Here is a 17,685-nt window from a genome sequence, read left to right on the forward strand (position 1 = left end):
AACGACAGAAAATTTAGAGTTAGAGGATTAAATTATGGCAAACAATTATTGTTCCAATTGCGGAGAACCGCTAAAAGAATTCGCGCTCGTCTGTTCTCAATGCGGCATGCCCGTCAAGAACGAAAAAGCGCAGGAAAACGCGGAAAATACTGAAAAATCAGAAAAATCGGAGTCACAAACATATTCCGAAGACACCTCAAAGGCTGAACAGGCCGAACAGGTTTATGACAAAGACATTCCGAAAAACACGATGAAAAAAGAAAAAAATACGTTTTTCGCATTGATTTTATCATTCATCATCCCGGGTCTCGGGCAAGTTTACAACGGCAATTTCTGGAAAGGCGTCGGCTTTATGATTGCCGTCCCGCTCGGAACACTTTTCTTAATCGTTCCCGGAGTTGCCATTTGGATTTGGGGCATGTATGATGCCTATACCGATGCCGATAAAATCAACAACAACGAATTGCCTTACAAAGAACCGACCGTTTGGGAAATTATTATATTCCTGTTGCTTCCGATTCTCTTTTGGGTTGCTTTGGCGTTTATTGCAATTGCCTTTTTCATGCTTATTGCAATTCCGGTTGCAATAATCGCTTGAAAATAAAAGTAATGAGAACAGAATGAAAATTAAACTGAAACAGATGCAAAAATGAAAAAACGGATTGAAAAACAATTCAATCCGATTCGTTTTAAAAAACAGAGTTTATGAATATAACACATAAATGATATTATTTTTCCGTTTGTTTTTCATTCATTCTTACTTTTTCATTCATTTTTCCAGCGTTTCAATTCGGGGAAATATTTCTGCATCATTTCGCGTGCCGTCTCCTCCGTCATGCCTTCGTTTGCAGAAACCATATGCGGAACGCAAATTTCAATCATTTCTTCCATTGTCGCGTCGGGTGCGGTAAAAGCGCCGTCTTTGTAGCAGTAAACACAGTAATCTTCGCTTTTGCTGCCGTCGGCTTCTGTTCCGTTAAATTCGCCGGTTTCGTCTAAAGGCATTGCGCAGCACTGACAAAAAATCATGTTTTCGGGGATTTCGGATTGTTCCATAATTTGATCACCATTCGGGTTTTGAATTTTTGAATATTTTAGATAAATTAACAAGTTTAAGAATATATTTAGATTTTTCAGAACGATACGGATCCTGCATCTTCCTGTGAAGCAATAACATCCGCTTCTTTGACATGAATTTCATAAATGTCAAGGAAATTTCCGACCGCTTCAAACATTTCCGCAAGGCTCGGCGTTTGTTTCAAGAACATGTCTTTGACATCGTTCAGCGACAAATCGCTCTTTTGAACAACAGAATTGTGCGAGCGGACATGCGGAACATCATCGTGTGATGCGGGAATTGTTGTGAAAGCCGCTTTCTCATTTTCCGTGAGTTCGGCAATTTTATTGCTTTCGCTGCTTGTTGAGAAATAAAGAACGGAAGGATTATTTTCATCGAAACAATAATTGACGATTCGAACATTCGGGCTGTTGTTTGCGGAAGTTGACAAAGCAATGATTCCGCCTTCCTTTAAAATGCGATTGTAAGCCGGTAAGTATTCCATAAAAGTTCATCCTGCTCATAGGAGCATCAGAAAAAAGAAGACAAAGTAAATAAAGAAGCGGAACGCGGTGAAAGTAATCAGCCGATATCAAAAATGAAAAGAAATTGAGTTAATAAAAATATCAATGCAATTTCTAAAGTTGTTTTTGAATTAAATCAACATTGACAAAGATTATTTTTTTCTTTTGGCGATGTGCCTTTAAAACATTTTTTGCATGACGAATAAGCTTTTTTTGATCTTTTGAACGAAGTTGAACGCTTTTTTGAGTAAAAACATCAATATAAATATCAGAGAGATATGATTCAACCACAGGAAACATATTTTGAATTAGAAAAGCTCTTTCTTGACCAAGAAAATCACAAAAATAAATTGTATTACAATACCCGTACTTATCACACTTTTTTTGATATTCGGACTTATACTTTTCAACTTTTGAAGAAACAGGAACCAGCCATAACAGCTTAGAACACTTTGAATCTGGAAAAGCAAAAAAACAAGGACGATCATGAAAAGTTCCCGATAAACTTTCTTTGTTTTTCATCAAATAAGGATCGGAAAAATCTTCAAAATATTGATTAGATACGAAATAAAACTGACCACTCATAAAATCACCTTAAAGGTTGTAAAAAATGAGAGATCGGCCAGTTTTTAAAATACCGATAAATTTGATCCCGGCGATTTATTTACCCCGCATGCCGGTAAGCGGAGAATATTTGGTCCCGACCATTTTTCAACCCCGCCGTCGGTAAGCGGAGAATATTTGAGCAAAATCAGAAATTTTGCTGCAAATTAATCATTTCCATTATCTTATAAAAAATTGTCGAAATTGTAAAAACAAAATTCAAAAATGAAAAAGAAAAGACTGAAAAATCAGTCTTCATCAATGCCTTTGTTGAGCCACGGAATCTTGGAACGGATTTCTTTGCCGACGATTTCGATTTCAAGTTCGCTTTCGTGGCGTTCCATTGCTTTCAAAGTCGGGTGGTTGACCAAGCCTTCCAAAATGAATTCTTTGGCAAATTCGCCGTTTTGAATGCGCATGAGCGCTTCATACATCGCGTCTTCGGATTCTTCGTTGATGACACGCGGGCCGACGGTCATGCCGCCGTATTCTGCAGTGTTCGAGACGGAGTACCACATCTTTTCAAGACCGCCTTCGTGAATCAAGTCAACGATTAACTTCAATTCGTGAACGGTTTCAAAGTAAGCCATTTCGGGCTGGTAGCCGGCTTCCACCAAAATGTCAAAAGCGGCTTTCATCAAACTGGCGGCGCCGCCGCACAAATCGACCTGCTCGCCGAACAAATCGGTTTCGGTTTCTTCTCTGAAAGTTGTTTCATAAACACCGGCGCGCGTGCAGCCGACGCCTTTGGCGAACGCGAGACCGATTTTCTTGGCGCTGCCGCTCTTGTCCTGATAAACAGCAACAAGACCGGGGACACCGATACCTTCGGAAAATGTTCTTCTGACAATGTGACCGGGGCTTTTGGGCGCGACCATGAAAACATCCAAATCCTGGCGCGGAACAATCTGGTTGTAGTGAATGTTAAAACCGTGAGAGAAAGAAAGCGCTGCGCCCTGTTTCAAGTTCGGCTCGATTTCGGAATAGTAAAGCTTGGACTGCGCTTCGTCGGGCGCCAAAATATGAACGATGTCGGCCGCTTTCACAGCGTCCGGAACTTCCATCACTTTCATGCCGTCGGACTCAGCTTTTTTCCAGCTGCGGCCGCCCTGTCTTAAACCGATGACAACATCAAGGCCGGAATCTTTCAAATTCATTGCCTGAGCGTGTCCCTGACTGCCGTAACCGATAACGGCAATTGTTTTTCCTTTCAATACATTCAAATCTGCATCTTTGTCATAGTACATTTGTGCCATAATTTAGCTCCTGAATATGTAATAAAAATGAAACTTAAAAAATAATCAAATAAATAATTCAAATAATAATGAATTAAACTGAAAAAATGCGGAAAACTCATTAAGCTTTCGATTCACTTTTTCAGCCTGTCATTGAAATTTATTTCTCAATTTATTTCTCAATTTATTTCTCAATTTATTTCTCTTTTGAAATGTCCTTGGGCCCTCTCAAAAGACCGACTTTTCCGGTGCGTGCAAGCTCCTTAATGCCGAACGGGCGAAGCAATTTTTCAAGCGCGGAAATCTTTTCGCTGCCGCCGGTGATTTCAATCATCATCGTATTGGCGCCGACGTCCACCACTTTGGCGCGGAAAATTTCAACAATCTGTAAAATGTCGGCGCGGGTTTCGGATGTTGCCGCCACTTTAATGAGCGCAAGCTCGCGGTCGACATATTCTTCCTTGCTTAAATCAACGACTTTGATGACTTCAATCAGCTTGTAAAGCTGCTTAATCACCTGCTCAATCACGGCATCGTCGCCGTAAACGACAATCGTCATTCTGGAAACATCCGGATCTTCCGTCATGCCGACGGCCAGACTGTCAATGTTGTATCCGCGGCGCGCAAAAAGAGCGGCGACACGCGTCAAAACACCGTAATGATTCTCAACCAGAATGGAAAGCGTGTGGGACTGCATTTCAGTCATTTAAATCCCTCCGTACTTTCTTTCATCCACCAATTCATTGATGGAAGCACCTGCCGGAACCATCGGGAACACATTTTCACCGCGGTCGACGCGAACGTCAATGACTGTCGGGCGGCCGGATTTGACGGCCGTCTGAACCGCTTCTTTAAGCTCTGACTTCTTCTCGACACGAATGCCGAGCGCGCCGTACGCTTCGGCCAGTTTGACAAAGTCAACACTGTCGATGATATCGGTGTGCGAATAATGGCAGTCATAGAAGAGTTCCTGCCACTGGCGGACCATTCCCAAGTAGCCGTTGTTTAAAATCACGGAAACGACCGGAATGTCGTTGGTCACAAGCGTTGCCAATTCCTGAGAGTTCATCTGGAATGAGCCGTCGCCCGCGACATCGAAAACAACCTGGTCGGGACAGCCGACTTTCGCGCCCATCGCTGCCGGAAGGCCGTAGCCCATCGTGCCGAGACCGCCGGATGTAATCAATTTGCGCGGCTTCTTAAACTTGAAATACTGAGCCGTCCACATCTGGTGCTGTCCGACTTCCGTTGCGACAATCGCATCGGGCGCGACTTCGCAGAGCGTTTCGATCACGAACTGCGGCTTGATGGTGGAACCGTCGTCGACGTAGCCGAGCGGATACTCTTTTTTCCACTGAGCAACGCGGCTCAGCCAGTCGGATGTTTTTCCCGAAACGATTTTTTCGGAAACAGCCGGAATCAAGTCTTTTAAAACGCATTTGGCATCGCCGACAATCGGCAGATCAACCGCCACATTCTTGGAAATTTCGGCGGGATCGACATCAATGTGAATGATTTTCGCGCCGGCCGCAAAAGATGAAATTTTGCTGGTCACACGGTCGTCAAAGCGGGCGCCCACAGCAATCAGCAAGTCGGAGTCCTGAATGCTGAAATTGGCATACTTTGTGCCGTGCATGCCGGGCATTCCGATAAAGAGCGGGTGATCCGTCGGAAACGCGCCCATGCCCATCAAAGTGGTCGTAACAGGGGCGTTGATGACCTCCGCCAATTTGTATAATTCGGATGACGCATTGGCCGAGACAACGCCGCCGCCTGCATAAATCACAGGCTTTTTGGCGGCTGCGATCATTGCCGCCGCTTTCTTAATCTGCTGCGCGTTGCCTTTCACGGTCGGCTTGTAGCTGCGCAGTTCCACTTTGTCGGGATATGAAAATTTGAATTCGTTGGAGGTCGCATCTTTTGTGATGTCAACCAAAACCGGGCCGGGACGTCCCGTTGACGCAATGTAGAAAGCTTCCTTAATGCTTTTCGGGATGTCTTCCGCCTTTTGAACGAGATAATTGTGCTTTGTAATCGGAAGCGTAATGCCTGTGATGTTGGCTTCCTGGAACGCGTCGTTTCCGATGAGCGAGCTTGAAACTTGTCCGGTAAAGGCGACCATCGGAACGGAATCCATATGAGCGGTTGCAATACCGGTAACCAAATTCGTGGCGCCCGGCCCGGATGTTGCGAGACAGACGCCTGTTTTACCTGTTGCGCGGGCATAGCCGTCAGCCGCGTGGGCTGCCGCTTGTTCGTGGCGAACAAGGATGTGGCGCAAGTCACAGTTGTAAATCTCGTCGTAAATGTGGAGTAAAACACCGCCGGGATATCCGAATATCGTGTCCACGCCTTCCATTTTGAGAGATTCGATGAACGCTTTTGCGCCGTTCATCTGCTCCGCAGAATTTTTTGTCATTAAAACAGCATCTCCTGTAATTTTCAGCCGGAATTCCGGCCTCTTCGATCTGAATTTGCCCGACCGGACAAATTGTTTAAAATGTTTAAATTGTGTTATGAATTTGTTTTATTTATCCGCCGCTTCGAATTGAGAAACGGCTTTTAATTTTGAATAATTTAGAATAATTTTGAACAGAATATTAAGGCATGATATTTAACGCTTGTTTTACGAACGCGGAAAAATGAACTTTAGAGACTTGAAAAATCAGAAAAGCCGCTGTTTCAAATCAGGAATGAAAGAACTGATTTCAGAGAATCAGTTCAATCATGAATTTTAAAACAGTTTCGCGCTTAAAACAATCACAAACCGCTTAAACAAGCCGGTTCATGCCGTTAATAACCGCTTCAACCGACGCTTCAATGATGTCGGTCCGAGCCCCGCGGGCGGTGACAACTTTACCGTCCTTGGACATCTTGACCGTCACTTCAACCAAAGCATCCGTTCCGCCCGTAATCGCATCGACGTGATATTCTTCTAAACCGATATCACCGACCGACGAGACAGCGCGCTGAATCGCACGAATCGCCGCGTCCACCGGACCGTCGCCCGTGTCGACACAGACTTCTTCCTTACCGTTGACTTCCAGAATAACCGAAGCCATCGGAATGGAAGGACGACCGGAAACCGCCGAGAACGACTTCAATTTGACTGTCGGCTCGCAGTGGATTTCCAAAACGGATTCCGCGATGGTCTGCAAATCGGCATCCGTGACGCGAAGGCCTTTGTCGCCCATTTCTTTGACGCGCTTAAAAATTTCCTGTTTCTGCACATCATTGGCGTCCAGCTTGAGTTCGGTTAACGCCAGCTCAATCGAACTTGCGCCCGCATGTTTTCCGAGAACGACACGGCGCGTTCTTCCGACGAATTCCGGCGAAATCGGCTCATACGACGCCGTATTTTTGACAAGGTCGTGAACATGAATGCCCGCTTCGTGCGTAAAAGAATTGCCGCCGATCAGCGCTTTGTTGGGTGAGACCGGGATGTTTGTCAGCTTACTGACCAAACGAGAAACCTGATACAGATTTTCGGTTTTAATGCCCGTATCGGCGCCGTAAAGGTGTTCCAGCTGAACAATCACTTCTTCAAGCGCCGCATTTCCGCTGCGCTCGCCAATACCGTTAATTGTCAGATGTCCTTCTGCCGCGCCCGCTCTGAAAGCTGCGACCGTGTTGGCCACCGCCAGACCGAAATCGTTGTGGCAGTGAACGCTGACAGGCGCGCCTGCCGAGAACGCAAGCTCGGAGAAAATGTTAAAAGTTTTTTCCGGCGTCAGCATGCCGACCGTATCGCAATAGCACAGGCGGTCCGCACCGTGCGCAACGCCGCTCGCGTAAAGGTCTTTTAAAAACTTAAAATCAGCACGAGAAGCATCTTCGGCGCTGAATTCGACAATCAGGCCGTGAGATTTCGCGTATTCGGCAACACTGCCCGCCATTTGCAGAACATCTTCCCGATCTTTTTGATCAAAGATATCTTTCTTCAATTTTGTTTCAATATGAAGATTGGAAGACGGAACGACCAAATGAACGGAGTCGACATCACATTCGAGTGCCAAATCAATATCGTCCGTACGCATACGGCAGTAGCTGCAGATTTCTGCATTCAGCCCGAGTCCGGCAACCGCTTTAATGGCCGCGCGCTCGCCGGCAGATGTCACTGCGGATCCCGCTTCAATAACGTGAACACCTAAATCATCCAAAGCTGTTGCTATTTTTATTTTGTCGTCTGTACTTAACGCCACGCCCGGAGTTTGTTCACCGTCACGAAGCGTTGTATCAAGGAAACGCAGATTTTCGAATAATATAATCCCCTCTTTTTACAATGAATACAATCTGTCTTTTCATCCTGATTTGGAACAAATGCGATGCAAATGCCGACGCAAATGTCAGACATCAGCAATGAAAAGCAAACAAGACTGAAAAATCGTTTATCGGTTAAATATGTTTTCATATATTTGTCATTGTTTATCATGACAGAAAGGCACATGACAAACAATCAGATTTTCTTCGGAAAAATGATAGATTTAAATATATTCTATAAAATTAGAGAGAAACATGTTTACTGCAACAGTTACGCCCAGTTTCGGAGAAGTGGACGGTCTCGGCCACATCAACAACACAGTCCTTGCGCGCTGGTTTGAGATGGCAAGAAACCCGATTTTCCGTCTGTTTGAGCCGAATCTGAATTTATCCCACGACGTTTGGCCGCTCATTATGGCATATACCGATTTTAATTTTGTCGGCGAAATGTTTTTTGAATTCGATGTCGAACTCCGCACATACGTTGAGAAAATCGGCACAAAATCTTTTACCGTTTATCACGAAGCATGGCAGGAAGGACGCCTCTGCACCTACGGCCGGGCCGTTATTGTTCACTATGATTTTAAAGCCGGCACGACAACGCCGATTCCGGAAGAAAAAAGAGCGATGCTTGCGGAACATATGGTTCCCGAGGGTGTTGCTCAGGGAATTAAGAATTGATTTTATTTCCGATTCAATTTTGAATTATGAAAAATAAACAGCACGGTTGAAAAAACCGCGCTGAATCCTTTTTATTGCGTAACAAGACTCATTAATTTCTCATAATTATCAACAGCATGATAAATGACAGAATCGGTGCTGATTGTTTTAAAATGTTCAGTTGCGCAATGAATTTTTGCTTTTTCAATACTGCGCAATTGTAATGTCGATAAAGAACCTTTGGTTTCAGCAACAAAATAAATATGCTTCACCATTCCTTCGTGGAAAGCAATCGCCCAATCCGGACTGTATTTTCCGACAGGCGTATTGATGTAGAACCCTTTCGGTAATTTAACATAAACTGCAACTTCTTTGCTGATATCAATATTTTCCGCAAAAGTGCGTTCGGTATCGGAATCATAGAGAAGGTGATCAAACAGATGTCTTTTTGTTTCCATTACATTGACACCAAGCTGTCCCCTCATTGTTGATTCTGTGAGGATTTGCGTATCATAAACAGAATCAATTTTATTATAGGTGATATGCTGGATAATGATGGTTGCTTTTTGTTCGTTAATAAGTGCAGATGCACGAATAATAAACTCTTCGGGATTGTGAGCAAACTGATCAAACACTTGTTTTTCAATTCCTTGTAAAATATTGACAATCGCTTTTCGAGTCAGACCGGTTTCGGAAACAACTTTTCCGACAAGATCATATTTGACCGATGAATTAGAAGCGGTTTTAACATTGTATGTTGCGCGGCTTTCGCGAACAAAGGAATCACCAAGTGAAAGCTGTTCTTTTGATTCGATATCATTCATACTTCCGCTTTCAACATTGAAAAAGATTGAAGAAACGTGAAGATTTTTATTGAGCGAAGAAATTGATTTTTCAATGAGTTCCTGTTCGTCGAAATCAACCGTATAAACAGATTTGACATTAATACGCGACCACAATTCTTTGAACTCTTTGCTGCTCAATTTATCTGTATTCAAACTCAGTTCGACATTATTTTTGAATGCATTTTCAAGACCCAAGCCGCGGCTGTCGTAGACGGAATCCAAAACGGCAATAATGGCATCTTGATATTCGGCAACTTCCTCATCGAAAACAAGTGCATCATTCTTTTTAGCTTCAAAATAATCATCTGTTAAAACACCTTTTTTAACATATTTATTTCCGATAAGACTTTCATAAACCATTTGAGCCAGTTCGACATCAACCACTTGTTCATCACCGTTTTCATTTCTGAAAACTTTATTTTTGAACAAATCGACTGTCACCGCGCGCGGGCGATCGGCAACGGCTTCGGCGATTTCTGTTTGAAGCCCTTTTGAGAAGGATTCATAACTTTCGTTTGCGATAACGGTTAAAACATTTATGTTGTGAACATCTTCGCCTAATACGTTTGTATCCATACGCTCGCCGCTTTGATTAACTGACAAACGTAAACCGCGACCGACTTCCTGGCGTTTTCGAACATCGCTGCCGCTTTGTTTCAGTGTACAAATTTGGAAGACATTCGGATTGTCCCAACCTTCGCGAAGAGCCGAATGAGAAAAAAGAAAACGAACAGGCTCGCGTCTGTCAAGCAGCTGTTCTTTGTTCTTCATAATTAAATCATATGCGTCAGCATCATCGGAGGTTCGTTCTTTTTTGTCGCCGAGTTTGCTGTCAATCATGCGGTTACTTTTTTTATCAATCGAAAAATATCCGGCATGCGTTTGACCGGCAGAAATTGTTTTTAAATATTTGACATATTCATCTTCTTCGGATTTCATCAAATTTTCAACAATGACTTTGTATTCTTCTTCAAAAATGTCGGCATATTCACCGTTAAAAGGACCGGATTCGTTATATTGTTTATATTTGGCGACTTCATCAATAAAGAAGAGGGAAAGAACTTTGATGTTTTTATAGAAAAGCTGTTTCTCGCGCTCCAAATGGGAAAGAATTGTCTCACGAATTTGAATGCGGCGAAGCTGATCTTCGTTAACTTCTCCGATGACATCGCCGGCAAATAATTTAATGCCGTTTGTAAATTCAATTGAACTGTCTCTGCCGTCAATTCGAAGAACCGTAAACCCATCTTTGTATTCATTCAATTCACCCGAGTTAGAATAAAGATTGAAGTTTTCATTGACGGTACGTCGTACTTTTCGAACGCCGGTTGTACCTTTGACTTCAAATTCAATCGTTGCAGTCGGATTTCCTTTAGACAGGTTTAATCCTTCCAAATAAACGTATCCTTCTGTTGCTGTTCCGCCGGTTACCGTAATGCCTTTGACGGAGATTTTTTTAACAAGCTTTTTGTTGTAAGCTTCCATCGCGTCAAGGCGATAAATCATGTTATAAACGCTGTCTTTTTTGTGCGTCGCCGAATATCGAAGCGTGATGAGAGGATTGAATTCAGTCAAAGCTTTTTTAGTAGTTGCGCCTTCAACTGATTGTGGTTCATCAATAATCAAAATAGGATTTGTTTTGGCAATAATATCAATGGGCTTGCGGCTTCTAAATTCATCAAGCTTTCTGTGAATACGGCGTGCATCTTTTCCTTTTGCGTTAAACGCCTGTGAATTGATAATCATGACATTGATTGCGCTGTCGGATGCGAACCTGTCAATTTCGGTTAATTGAGAAGAGTTGTAGATGAAATACCGGATTTTTTTGCCGTATTCTTCAGCAAAATGATCTTCCGTCATTTGGAAAGATTTGTAAACGCCTTCGCGGATGGCAACACTCGGAACAACGATGATGAATTTGCTCCAACCGTAGCGTTTGTTGAGCTCATACATTGTTTTAATGTAAGTATAAGTTTTACCGACACCGGTTTCCATTTCAACCGTCAGATTGTATCGGCCTTCTAAAGCTTTAGAGGGTTCAATTTGAAACTCGCGCTGAATCTTTTGAAGATTTTCCAAAATGATATTGTCATTCAATTGCGGAACAATCCGTTGGTTTCCAAATCCGGTCATTTCCTGACCTTCAATAATTGTTGTTTGTCCTTTTGCAAGAACGCCTTTATCCATCATGTAAGACGGCGTCAAATATGGCTGCCCTGCAAAAACATCACAAACCGCCTTTGCCGCATCCGCCTGAAACTTTTGGTGCTTAAATTGTAATCTCATCAAAGATTCCTCTTTTCTTTACCGATTTTTTTGATATCCTGATTTAATATGTCCATGTCAGATTCATGTTCTAATTCATGACGGTGCTGTTCATATTTTTGAAATTCTTGTTCAGCCGTTTGCTTTGCATCTTCAGCAGAAATTTTCCCGGGATTGTCTAACACTTCTCGTCCCGTAAAAAGTAAAAATTCATCCAATTTTTTTTCCCAATCAGCCATATACATCGGGATATTCCGCCGTGCTTGATCTTCGGCAAAATCCAAATACATTGTAACCAATCGATTCAGATTCTCAATTTCTTCTTGATTCAAATAATTCTTAGCTGTATCGACATCGGTTTTACGGACGACAGCTCCTTTAAAATTTGTCAGTCCCATATTCGGTTTTGAAGAATCCGCGCGTTCGGCAATGAGTTCTGCGGCTGTATGCCCGTGAATGCTGTAATGCATTTTGTTTTGCGCTGTTGCAAAAAAAACTTGTGCTTGTTTTGCTTTTGAATCATAATCAACGGAAGTTGCAAAGATTTCTCGTATTTTGGAGTAGAACCTTTTTTCAGATGCGCGAATATCCCTGATACGCTCAAGCAATTCATCAAAGTAATCTCCTCCAAACGGTTTTGGATCTTTCAAACGTTCGTCATTTAAAGCAAACCCTTTTCGGCTGTATTCCGTTAATACATTTGAAGCCCAATTACGGAAATGAACACCGACATGCGATCTGACACGATAACCGATTGCCAGGATCATTTTAAAATTGTAATGTTTAATCGGGCGTTCGACTTGCCGGCCGCCTTCGTTTCGAACTATCAAGTAATCCTTTATAGTTTCTCTTGCATCCAGTTCTCCGTCAGAGTAAATATTTGTAATATGATAACCGACATTTTGGAGTGTTGTTTGATAAAGCTGAGAAATGCTTTTCTGGCTCATCCAAACATCATCATCTTCAAAATAAACATCGATTTTTGTATCTCCGCTTTCATTTTGATAAATGAGAATGTTTCCGATTTCTTCAGCTTTATCGTCCATTTTAATCCCTTTAAATGACTTTTACCGTAGTATTGGGTGCCATTAATTTAAAGATTTCTTCAACATTAATCTTCTCGGGACTGCTTGAAAAACTGCTGTCTCTGAACACAACCCTCAAAGGCTGACGTTTTGCAATTTCCTTAACAACTGCTTCACTGACTTTATCGGCAAAACACGCCATTAAATCGCCGTCATTATAAGTATGAACGGTGACACCGTCAATTTCTTCCGTTTTATGTGATTGCGAAAGCGGCAAACCCCAATCCAACAAACAGCCGTAAAGCAAATCCATATCGTTGCGATCATCTTTAATATTGGATTCTGTCAAAGAAAGCAAATCTTGAGTGTAAGCGCCGGCAGCATAATAAACATCTTTCATATTGCTGTCGTCTAATTTGAGAACGCGAAAACCAATGTCTAAACTTTCGATATTTTCTTTATCTTTGTTTTCTTCTTTGATTTTCTCGCCGGCGCGGCGAATGCGTTCTTTTCCGATTTCACATACGGTATTATAACCTGCTGCGTACGCTTCAGAACTTTCATCAATTTCAGGCAACTGAACCAGAATGAATTGGCGGTTTCCGCCGTCTTCAGCATTCAACTGCATGACGGCATGAGCCGTGGTAGCGGAACCCGAAAAGAAGTCAAGAACGATGTCATTATCCGTTATACTTGTTTTAAGAATGCGTTCTAAAAGTGAAAGCGGTTTTTGACCGTTTTCAAAGAATCCTTTTTCCAATAATAATTCTTTATTCAGATTTATAGTGGAGAGGTCAAGCCATAAATCCCCCATATATGACTCCAAATATTTAGATAAAAATAACATTTCTTTATCGTCCCATTTTATAACTTCGTTCCCGTCGTTATTTATCAAAGCACATACAGAAGGCGCACCAGGATTCTTTTTCAAGAAATTGGTTATTGTCACGCTGTTCGTTCTGTAAACCGTTCGGGCCGCGTTTTTTAACTTCCACTGATCAATCTCGTCATCCGAACATTGAATGTTATTTTTTTTGAAATAATCTTTTAAGGGAATAATATTCCATTTCTCCGGAACATCTTCCAAATTTTCGATAACATTTGAATAATATTTAAGATAGTTTGACAGATCATCATTGACCTTCGTCGTTTTTGGAATTTCTAAATCCGTATTGAACCGATTTTTACCGTATATAAGCAAATATTCTTTCGTTTTCGGGAATTTTTTAAGATGTTTCATTTTTAGTCCAGACAATTCACTCATTTTGACAACGATTGTATTAATAAAATTATTATTCCCGAACACTTCATCACATATTTTTTTTAAATTTTCCTGTTCATTATCATCAATACTGATGAAAATAACACCATCGTCCCGCAATAAATTCCTGGCCAGCACCAACCGAGGATAAATCATTGAACACCAATCCGAATGAAAACGTCCGTTCTTTTCGGTGTTTTTAAACATTTTATCGCCGTTTTCATCATAAACACCCGCTTCTTCTTCATGTTCATCTAAACTTTGTGTAAAATTGTCCCGATAAATAAAATCATTCCCCGTATTGTACGGCGGATCAATATAGATCATTTTCACTTTTCCCAAATAACTTTCCTGCAAAAGTTTCAAAACATCTAAATTATCGCCTTCAATGTACAGATTTTCAGTAGAATCAAAAGATTTGCTTTCTTCAGGACAAGGCCTTAAAGTTTTTCGAATCGGTTTTCCTGCTTCCATCACAGCTTCTTTTTTGCCGACCCAAGTAAATTCATAAGCTTCATCATCGGCGACGTCGTCACCCAAAAGAGTTCGTAAAAGGTCAAAATTAATAGCACGTTTCAGTGTCGACTGTTGCGGATTCCCCCCCCCCATATGATTTTTCAGTAACGACTGATGGGAAGAGTGCCGCAATTTTTTTGATGTTTTCGGATGTTATATCGGGTGATTCAAATTTCATTTTATCCATTTATAATTCCTCAATTTTAAATTCTGAATAATTTTCATAATAATAACTCACATCTATGCCTTTCATGAATAATTCACGTTCATTGATTTTGTCGGCCAAGGCGTTTTTTAGAAGCGTTTTGATTTCAAGATCGTTGACAGGACTTCTTTCCATCGCTGAAAGATAATCATTTTTGTCAATCAGATTCCAGTCAATAACGTTCTTGATTTCTTTTTTCAAAATCAAATCCAACCAAATACGCGTTGCTCTTCCGTTTCCTTCACGAAACGGATGAGCAATATTCATTTCAACATATTTCTCAATAATTTCATCAAAAGTCGTTTGCGGCATTTTGTCAATATAAATTAAAGATTGCTCCAAATACATCAGCGGCGCAAATCTGAAATTTCCTTTTGAAATATTGACATCGCGAATAACGCCCGCGAATTCATAAATATCGTTGAACAAATAATGATGAATTTGTTTTAATCCTTCAAATGTTCCGACTTCAATTTCGGAAATATTGCCGCTGTCGTAAAGGCGTTTTGCATTTGTTTTACTGATCCGCTCCTCTTCTCGATTCAATTCGATTTGGTTTGTAATTCCCAATTTGTTTTTAAGAACGGTCATTTCAATACACCCTGATTTTTTCAATTTCAATTCATTGCAAAGACATTAAACGATTACAAAACTTTTATTGTAGTATTGGGTGCCATTAATTTAAAGATTTCTTCCACGTTGATTTTCTCGGGGCTGCTTGAGAAACTGCTGTCACGGAAAACGACTCTTAACGGTTGGCGTTTTGCAATTTCCTTAACAACTGTTTCACTTACCTTTTCAGCAAAACATGCTATTAAATCACCGTCATTGTAAGTATGAACAGTAACGCCATCGATTTCTTCCGTTTTATGTGATTGTGAAAGCGGCAAACCCCAATCCAACAAACAGCCGTAAAGCAAATCCATGTCATTCCGATCATCTTTAATATTGGATTCCGTCAAAGAAAGCAAATCTTGAGTGTAAGCACCGGCAGCATAGTAAACGTCTTTCATATTGCTGTCATCTAATTTGAGAACACGGAAACCGATGTCCAAATTTTCGATATTTTCTTTGTCTTTGTTTTCTTCTTTGATTTTGTCGCCGGCGCGGCGAATGCGTTCTTTTCCGATTTCACAAATGTTTTTGTAACCGGCTTTGTAAGCTTCGGAATTTTCATCTGTGGTTTCAGGTAATTGAACCATGATGAATTTGCGGTTGCCGCCGTCTTCAGCGTTGAGTTGCATGACAGCGTGAGCGGTGGTGGCGGAGCCGGAGAAGAAATCTAAATAAATACCAGTATTACCCGAAAGTAATCTTAAAAGGTATTTAACTAATTTTGATGGTTTAGGATAACTAAATATTCCTTGTTTAATTAAATCTTGAATTTCTTTATTTCCATCCCGTGTAAACCCAACTTCTGTAAGAATACTCCGTGGCTTTACTTGATATTCTTCACCATTTTTATAAAGATACATTTTCGTAAAAACATTCCATTCTCCTTTAGAATTCTTCACAAACTCAATTTCACCTGCAGAATTAGCAGCATCAAAAGTTTCGCGTGACCAACGCCAAATAGTTGGAGGATAAAGTTCTGTACCATCGGGACAAACAATGCCGTATTTTAAATTTGGTCTATTTGTATCAATACCTTTTTGATGTAAATTTTTCAGCTTATAAGGTCCATATTTGTCAAAATTGTTATCTATTAATTTAAACTGACTTCTTTGATCATCAGTCATAGGCATAAACCATTTTTCTTGAAAAGAAAGATTTTTTGCATATATGAGAATATATTCATGATCTATTGCAATATATCTTGAATCGGACCCACCGCCACTTTTTTTCTTCCATATCAGTTGAGAGATAAAATTGGACTCACCAAAAATTTCATCCGACATTTTTTTTAGATTGCTAATTTCTCCATCATCAATCGAAATGAAAATAACACCATCTTCTGAAAGCAAATTTCTTGCCAAAACTAATCTTGGATAAATCATCGAACACCAATCAGAATGGAATCTTCCATTACTTTCTGTATTCTTAAACAATCGTTCCCCGTCTTCATCAAAAACACCTGCATCTTCTTCATATTCACTAAGATTTTGTGTAAAATTATCGCGATAAACAAAATCATTCCCTGTGTTATAGGGAGGATCAATGTAGATCATCTTCACTTTCCCAAGATAGCTCTCCTGCAAAAGTTTCAAAACATCTAAATTATCGCCTTCAATATACAAATTTTCAGTCGAATCAAAGGATTTACTTTCTTCAGGACATGGCCTTAAAGTTTTTCGAATCGGTTTTCCTGCTTCCATCACAGCTTCTTTTTTACCGACCCAAGTAAATTCGTAAGCTTCATCATCGGCGACATCGTCACCCAAAAGAGTTCGTAAAAGGTCAAAATTAATGGCACGTTTCAGCGTCGGCTGTTGTTGATTCGCCCCCCCCCCCCCATAGGATTTTTCAGTGACGACTGACGGAGCAAGAGCCGCGATTTTTTCGGCGAGTTCGGATGCAAAGTCCGATGTTTCAAAGCGCATTTTATCCATTATAATTCCTCTAATTCTTTATTTTTGAGTTTAACCTGACTGTAAAGTTCGGTTTGTCTGTTGAATTGTTTCTCTTTTTGAATCTTATTATTCAAAGCAGCGATTTCACTCAGAATTTTTTGCCGCTTGCCGTCAAGAATGACAGCATCTTTGAGCGTTTCAGGTTCTGTTTTGCCGGCATTTGTATCAAAATTTAAGCGATCACCGGCAATTTGATAAACAAAATTTTCATAAACCGAATCCATACTCAAGCCATCGAGGCGAAGATCCAATTGGCTTGGAGAAAGCCAATCCGTTTGATAATAAGTTCCGATTTTGAAAGTTCCTGCTTTTTGACTTTCTTCTTTAAAGCTGATCCGCGCTTGAATCTCATTCCGATATTCCAACAAAAATAAAATGTGGTAAGGAATGGTTTTATCAATGAGCTGAAGCACTTTTTTATCCAAATCATAACTGTTTAATTGGATATGAATGATTTCAATTTCCGAAACATAGATGCCGGTTCCGACATTCACCGTAAACGGAGAAATCTTATTTTGCCAGACAATTGAATGAACCTGATCAATAAACAATCGCTTCAAAGCAGGCGTCATAGAGGGATTGTCATAAAAGTTCTGTTTCGGAACTTTTTTACCATAAAGTGTAGTTTCCGGCAAATTCAACAACATCATCACCTCCAA

The 17,685-nt window shown here is 40.9% G+C and carries 16 protein-coding genes; 2 read left to right on the top strand and 14 right to left on the bottom strand.

Annotated features, from left to right (window positions below):
- Positions 1–34: 34 nt before the first annotated feature.
- Positions 35–598 (top strand): DUF5683 domain-containing protein, encoded by a 564-nt coding sequence (locus tag MmiAt1_RS01775; protein ID WP_318785194.1) that lies wholly within the window; start codon positions 35–37, stop codon positions 596–598.
- A 167-nt stretch (positions 599–765) separates the two neighbouring features.
- On the opposite strand, the gene MmiAt1_RS01780 is transcribed toward MmiAt1_RS01775, so the two are convergent.
- From MmiAt1_RS01780 to MmiAt1_RS01810, 7 genes are all read right to left on the bottom strand, one after another.
- Positions 766–1,056, bottom strand: coding sequence for a zinc ribbon domain-containing protein (locus MmiAt1_RS01780; RefSeq protein ID WP_318785195.1), 291 nt, complete (start codon positions 1,054–1,056; stop codon positions 766–768).
- A 77-nt stretch (positions 1,057–1,133) separates the two neighbouring features.
- Positions 1,134–1,562 carry a pyridoxamine 5'-phosphate oxidase family protein gene (locus MmiAt1_RS01785; protein ID WP_318785196.1) on the bottom strand — a complete coding sequence of 143 codons (429 nt, stop codon included), beginning with the start codon at positions 1,560–1,562 and terminating at the stop codon, positions 1,134–1,136.
- A gap of 133 nt (positions 1,563–1,695) precedes the next feature.
- Positions 1,696–2,166 (bottom strand): type III toxin-antitoxin system CptIN family toxin, encoded by a 471-nt coding sequence (gene cptIN / locus MmiAt1_RS01790; protein WP_318785197.1) that lies wholly within the window; start codon positions 2,164–2,166, stop codon positions 1,696–1,698.
- A 266-nt stretch (positions 2,167–2,432) separates the two neighbouring features.
- Positions 2,433–3,440, bottom strand: coding sequence for a ketol-acid reductoisomerase (gene ilvC, locus MmiAt1_RS01795; RefSeq protein ID WP_318785198.1), 1,008 nt, complete (start codon positions 3,438–3,440; stop codon positions 2,433–2,435).
- Between the two features lie 175 nt (positions 3,441–3,615).
- Entirely contained in the window at positions 3,616–4,125 is a 510-nt protein-coding gene (ilvN, locus tag MmiAt1_RS01800) for an acetolactate synthase small subunit (RefSeq protein WP_318785199.1), read from the bottom strand.
- Entirely contained in the window at positions 4,126–5,838 is a 1,713-nt protein-coding gene (locus MmiAt1_RS01805; protein ID WP_318785200.1) for an acetolactate synthase large subunit, read from the bottom strand.
- Positions 5,839–6,190: 352 nt separating this feature from the next.
- Positions 6,191–7,687: a (R)-citramalate synthase gene (locus MmiAt1_RS01810; RefSeq protein ID WP_318785249.1), complete on the bottom strand. Its 1,497-nt coding sequence runs from the start codon at positions 7,685–7,687 to the stop codon at positions 6,191–6,193.
- A gap of 247 nt (positions 7,688–7,934) precedes the next feature.
- On the opposite strand from MmiAt1_RS01810, the gene MmiAt1_RS01815 reads away from it, so the two are divergent.
- The gene (locus MmiAt1_RS01815) at positions 7,935–8,360 is read left to right on the top strand and encodes an acyl-CoA thioesterase (protein ID WP_318785201.1); all 426 of its coding nucleotides are present in this window, start codon (positions 7,935–7,937) and stop codon (positions 8,358–8,360) included.
- Between the two features lie 71 nt (positions 8,361–8,431).
- Here MmiAt1_RS01815 and MmiAt1_RS01820 read toward each other — a convergent pair whose 3' ends face one another.
- Genes MmiAt1_RS01820 through MmiAt1_RS01850 form a run of 7 tightly spaced genes read right to left on the bottom strand, consistent with a single transcriptional unit; the run spans position 8,432 to position 17,667 of the window.
- A complete protein-coding gene (locus MmiAt1_RS01820) occupies positions 8,432–11,470 on the bottom strand; it encodes a type III restriction-modification system endonuclease (RefSeq protein WP_318785202.1) in 3,039 nt (1,012 codons plus the stop codon).
- On the bottom strand, positions 11,470–12,495 hold the full coding sequence (locus tag MmiAt1_RS01825; protein WP_318785203.1) for a virulence RhuM family protein: 1,026 nt from the start codon (positions 12,493–12,495) through the stop codon (positions 11,470–11,472). The genes MmiAt1_RS01820 and MmiAt1_RS01825 overlap by 1 nt, the downstream gene beginning before the upstream one ends.
- Positions 12,496–12,505: 10 nt before the next feature.
- Positions 12,506–14,275: a site-specific DNA-methyltransferase gene (locus MmiAt1_RS01830; protein WP_318785204.1), complete on the bottom strand. Its 1,770-nt coding sequence runs from the start codon at positions 14,273–14,275 to the stop codon at positions 12,506–12,508.
- Positions 14,276–14,297: 22 nt separating this feature from the next.
- Positions 14,298–14,438: a hypothetical protein gene (locus MmiAt1_RS01835; protein ID WP_318785205.1), complete on the bottom strand. Its 141-nt coding sequence runs from the start codon at positions 14,436–14,438 to the stop codon at positions 14,298–14,300.
- Positions 14,439–15,047 carry a protein adenylyltransferase Fic gene (gene fic, locus MmiAt1_RS01840; RefSeq protein ID WP_318785206.1) on the bottom strand — a complete coding sequence of 203 codons (609 nt, stop codon included), beginning with the start codon at positions 15,045–15,047 and terminating at the stop codon, positions 14,439–14,441. It lies immediately after the preceding gene.
- Positions 15,048–15,100: 53 nt separating this feature from the next.
- A complete protein-coding gene (locus tag MmiAt1_RS01845) occupies positions 15,101–17,005 on the bottom strand; it encodes a site-specific DNA-methyltransferase (protein ID WP_318785207.1) in 1,905 nt (634 codons plus the stop codon).
- A complete protein-coding gene (locus MmiAt1_RS01850; RefSeq protein ID WP_318785208.1) occupies positions 17,005–17,667 on the bottom strand; it encodes a DUF4391 domain-containing protein in 663 nt (220 codons plus the stop codon). Before MmiAt1_RS01850 ends, MmiAt1_RS01845 begins: the two co-directional genes overlap by 1 nt.
- Positions 17,668–17,685: the final 18 nt, after the last annotated feature.

This window comes from Methanimicrococcus hacksteinii, assembly GCF_032714515.1.
Classification (GTDB): Archaea; Halobacteriota; Methanosarcinia; order Methanosarcinales; family Methanosarcinaceae; genus Methanimicrococcus; species Methanimicrococcus hacksteinii.

Bases quoted from the DNA above. Each gene is read 5' to 3' on its own strand.
- MmiAt1_RS01785 (WP_318785196.1), bottom strand. From the start codon at position 1,562: ATGGAATACTTACCGGCTTACAATCGCATTTTAAAGGAAGGCGGAATC.
- MmiAt1_RS01775 (WP_318785194.1), top strand. From the start codon at position 35: ATGGCAAACAATTATTGTTCCAATTGCGGAGAACCGCTAAAAGAATTC.
- ilvC (WP_318785198.1), bottom strand. From the start codon at position 3,440: ATGGCACAAATGTACTATGACAAAGATGCAGATTTGAATGTATTGAAA.
- fic (WP_318785206.1), bottom strand. From the start codon at position 15,047: ATGACCGTTCTTAAAAACAAATTGGGAATTACAAACCAAATCGAATTG.
- MmiAt1_RS01820 (WP_318785202.1), bottom strand. From the start codon at position 11,470: ATGAGATTACAATTTAAGCACCAAAAGTTTCAGGCGGATGCGGCAAAG.
- MmiAt1_RS01845 (WP_318785207.1), bottom strand. From the start codon at position 17,005: ATGGATAAAATGCGCTTTGAAACATCGGACTTTGCATCCGAACTCGCC.
- cptIN (WP_318785197.1), bottom strand. From the start codon at position 2,166: ATGAGTGGTCAGTTTTATTTCGTATCTAATCAATATTTTGAAGATTTT.
- ilvN (WP_318785199.1), bottom strand. From the start codon at position 4,125: ATGACTGAAATGCAGTCCCACACGCTTTCCATTCTGGTTGAGAATCAT.
- MmiAt1_RS01825 (WP_318785203.1), bottom strand. From the start codon at position 12,495: ATGGACGATAAAGCTGAAGAAATCGGAAACATTCTCATTTATCAAAAT.
- MmiAt1_RS01805 (WP_318785200.1), bottom strand. From the start codon at position 5,838: ATGACAAAAAATTCTGCGGAGCAGATGAACGGCGCAAAAGCGTTCATC.
- MmiAt1_RS01815 (WP_318785201.1), top strand. From the start codon at position 7,935: ATGTTTACTGCAACAGTTACGCCCAGTTTCGGAGAAGTGGACGGTCTC.
- MmiAt1_RS01780 (WP_318785195.1), bottom strand. From the start codon at position 1,056: ATGGAACAATCCGAAATCCCCGAAAACATGATTTTTTGTCAGTGCTGC.
- MmiAt1_RS01835 (WP_318785205.1), bottom strand. From the start codon at position 14,438: ATGGATAAAATGAAATTTGAATCACCCGATATAACATCCGAAAACATC.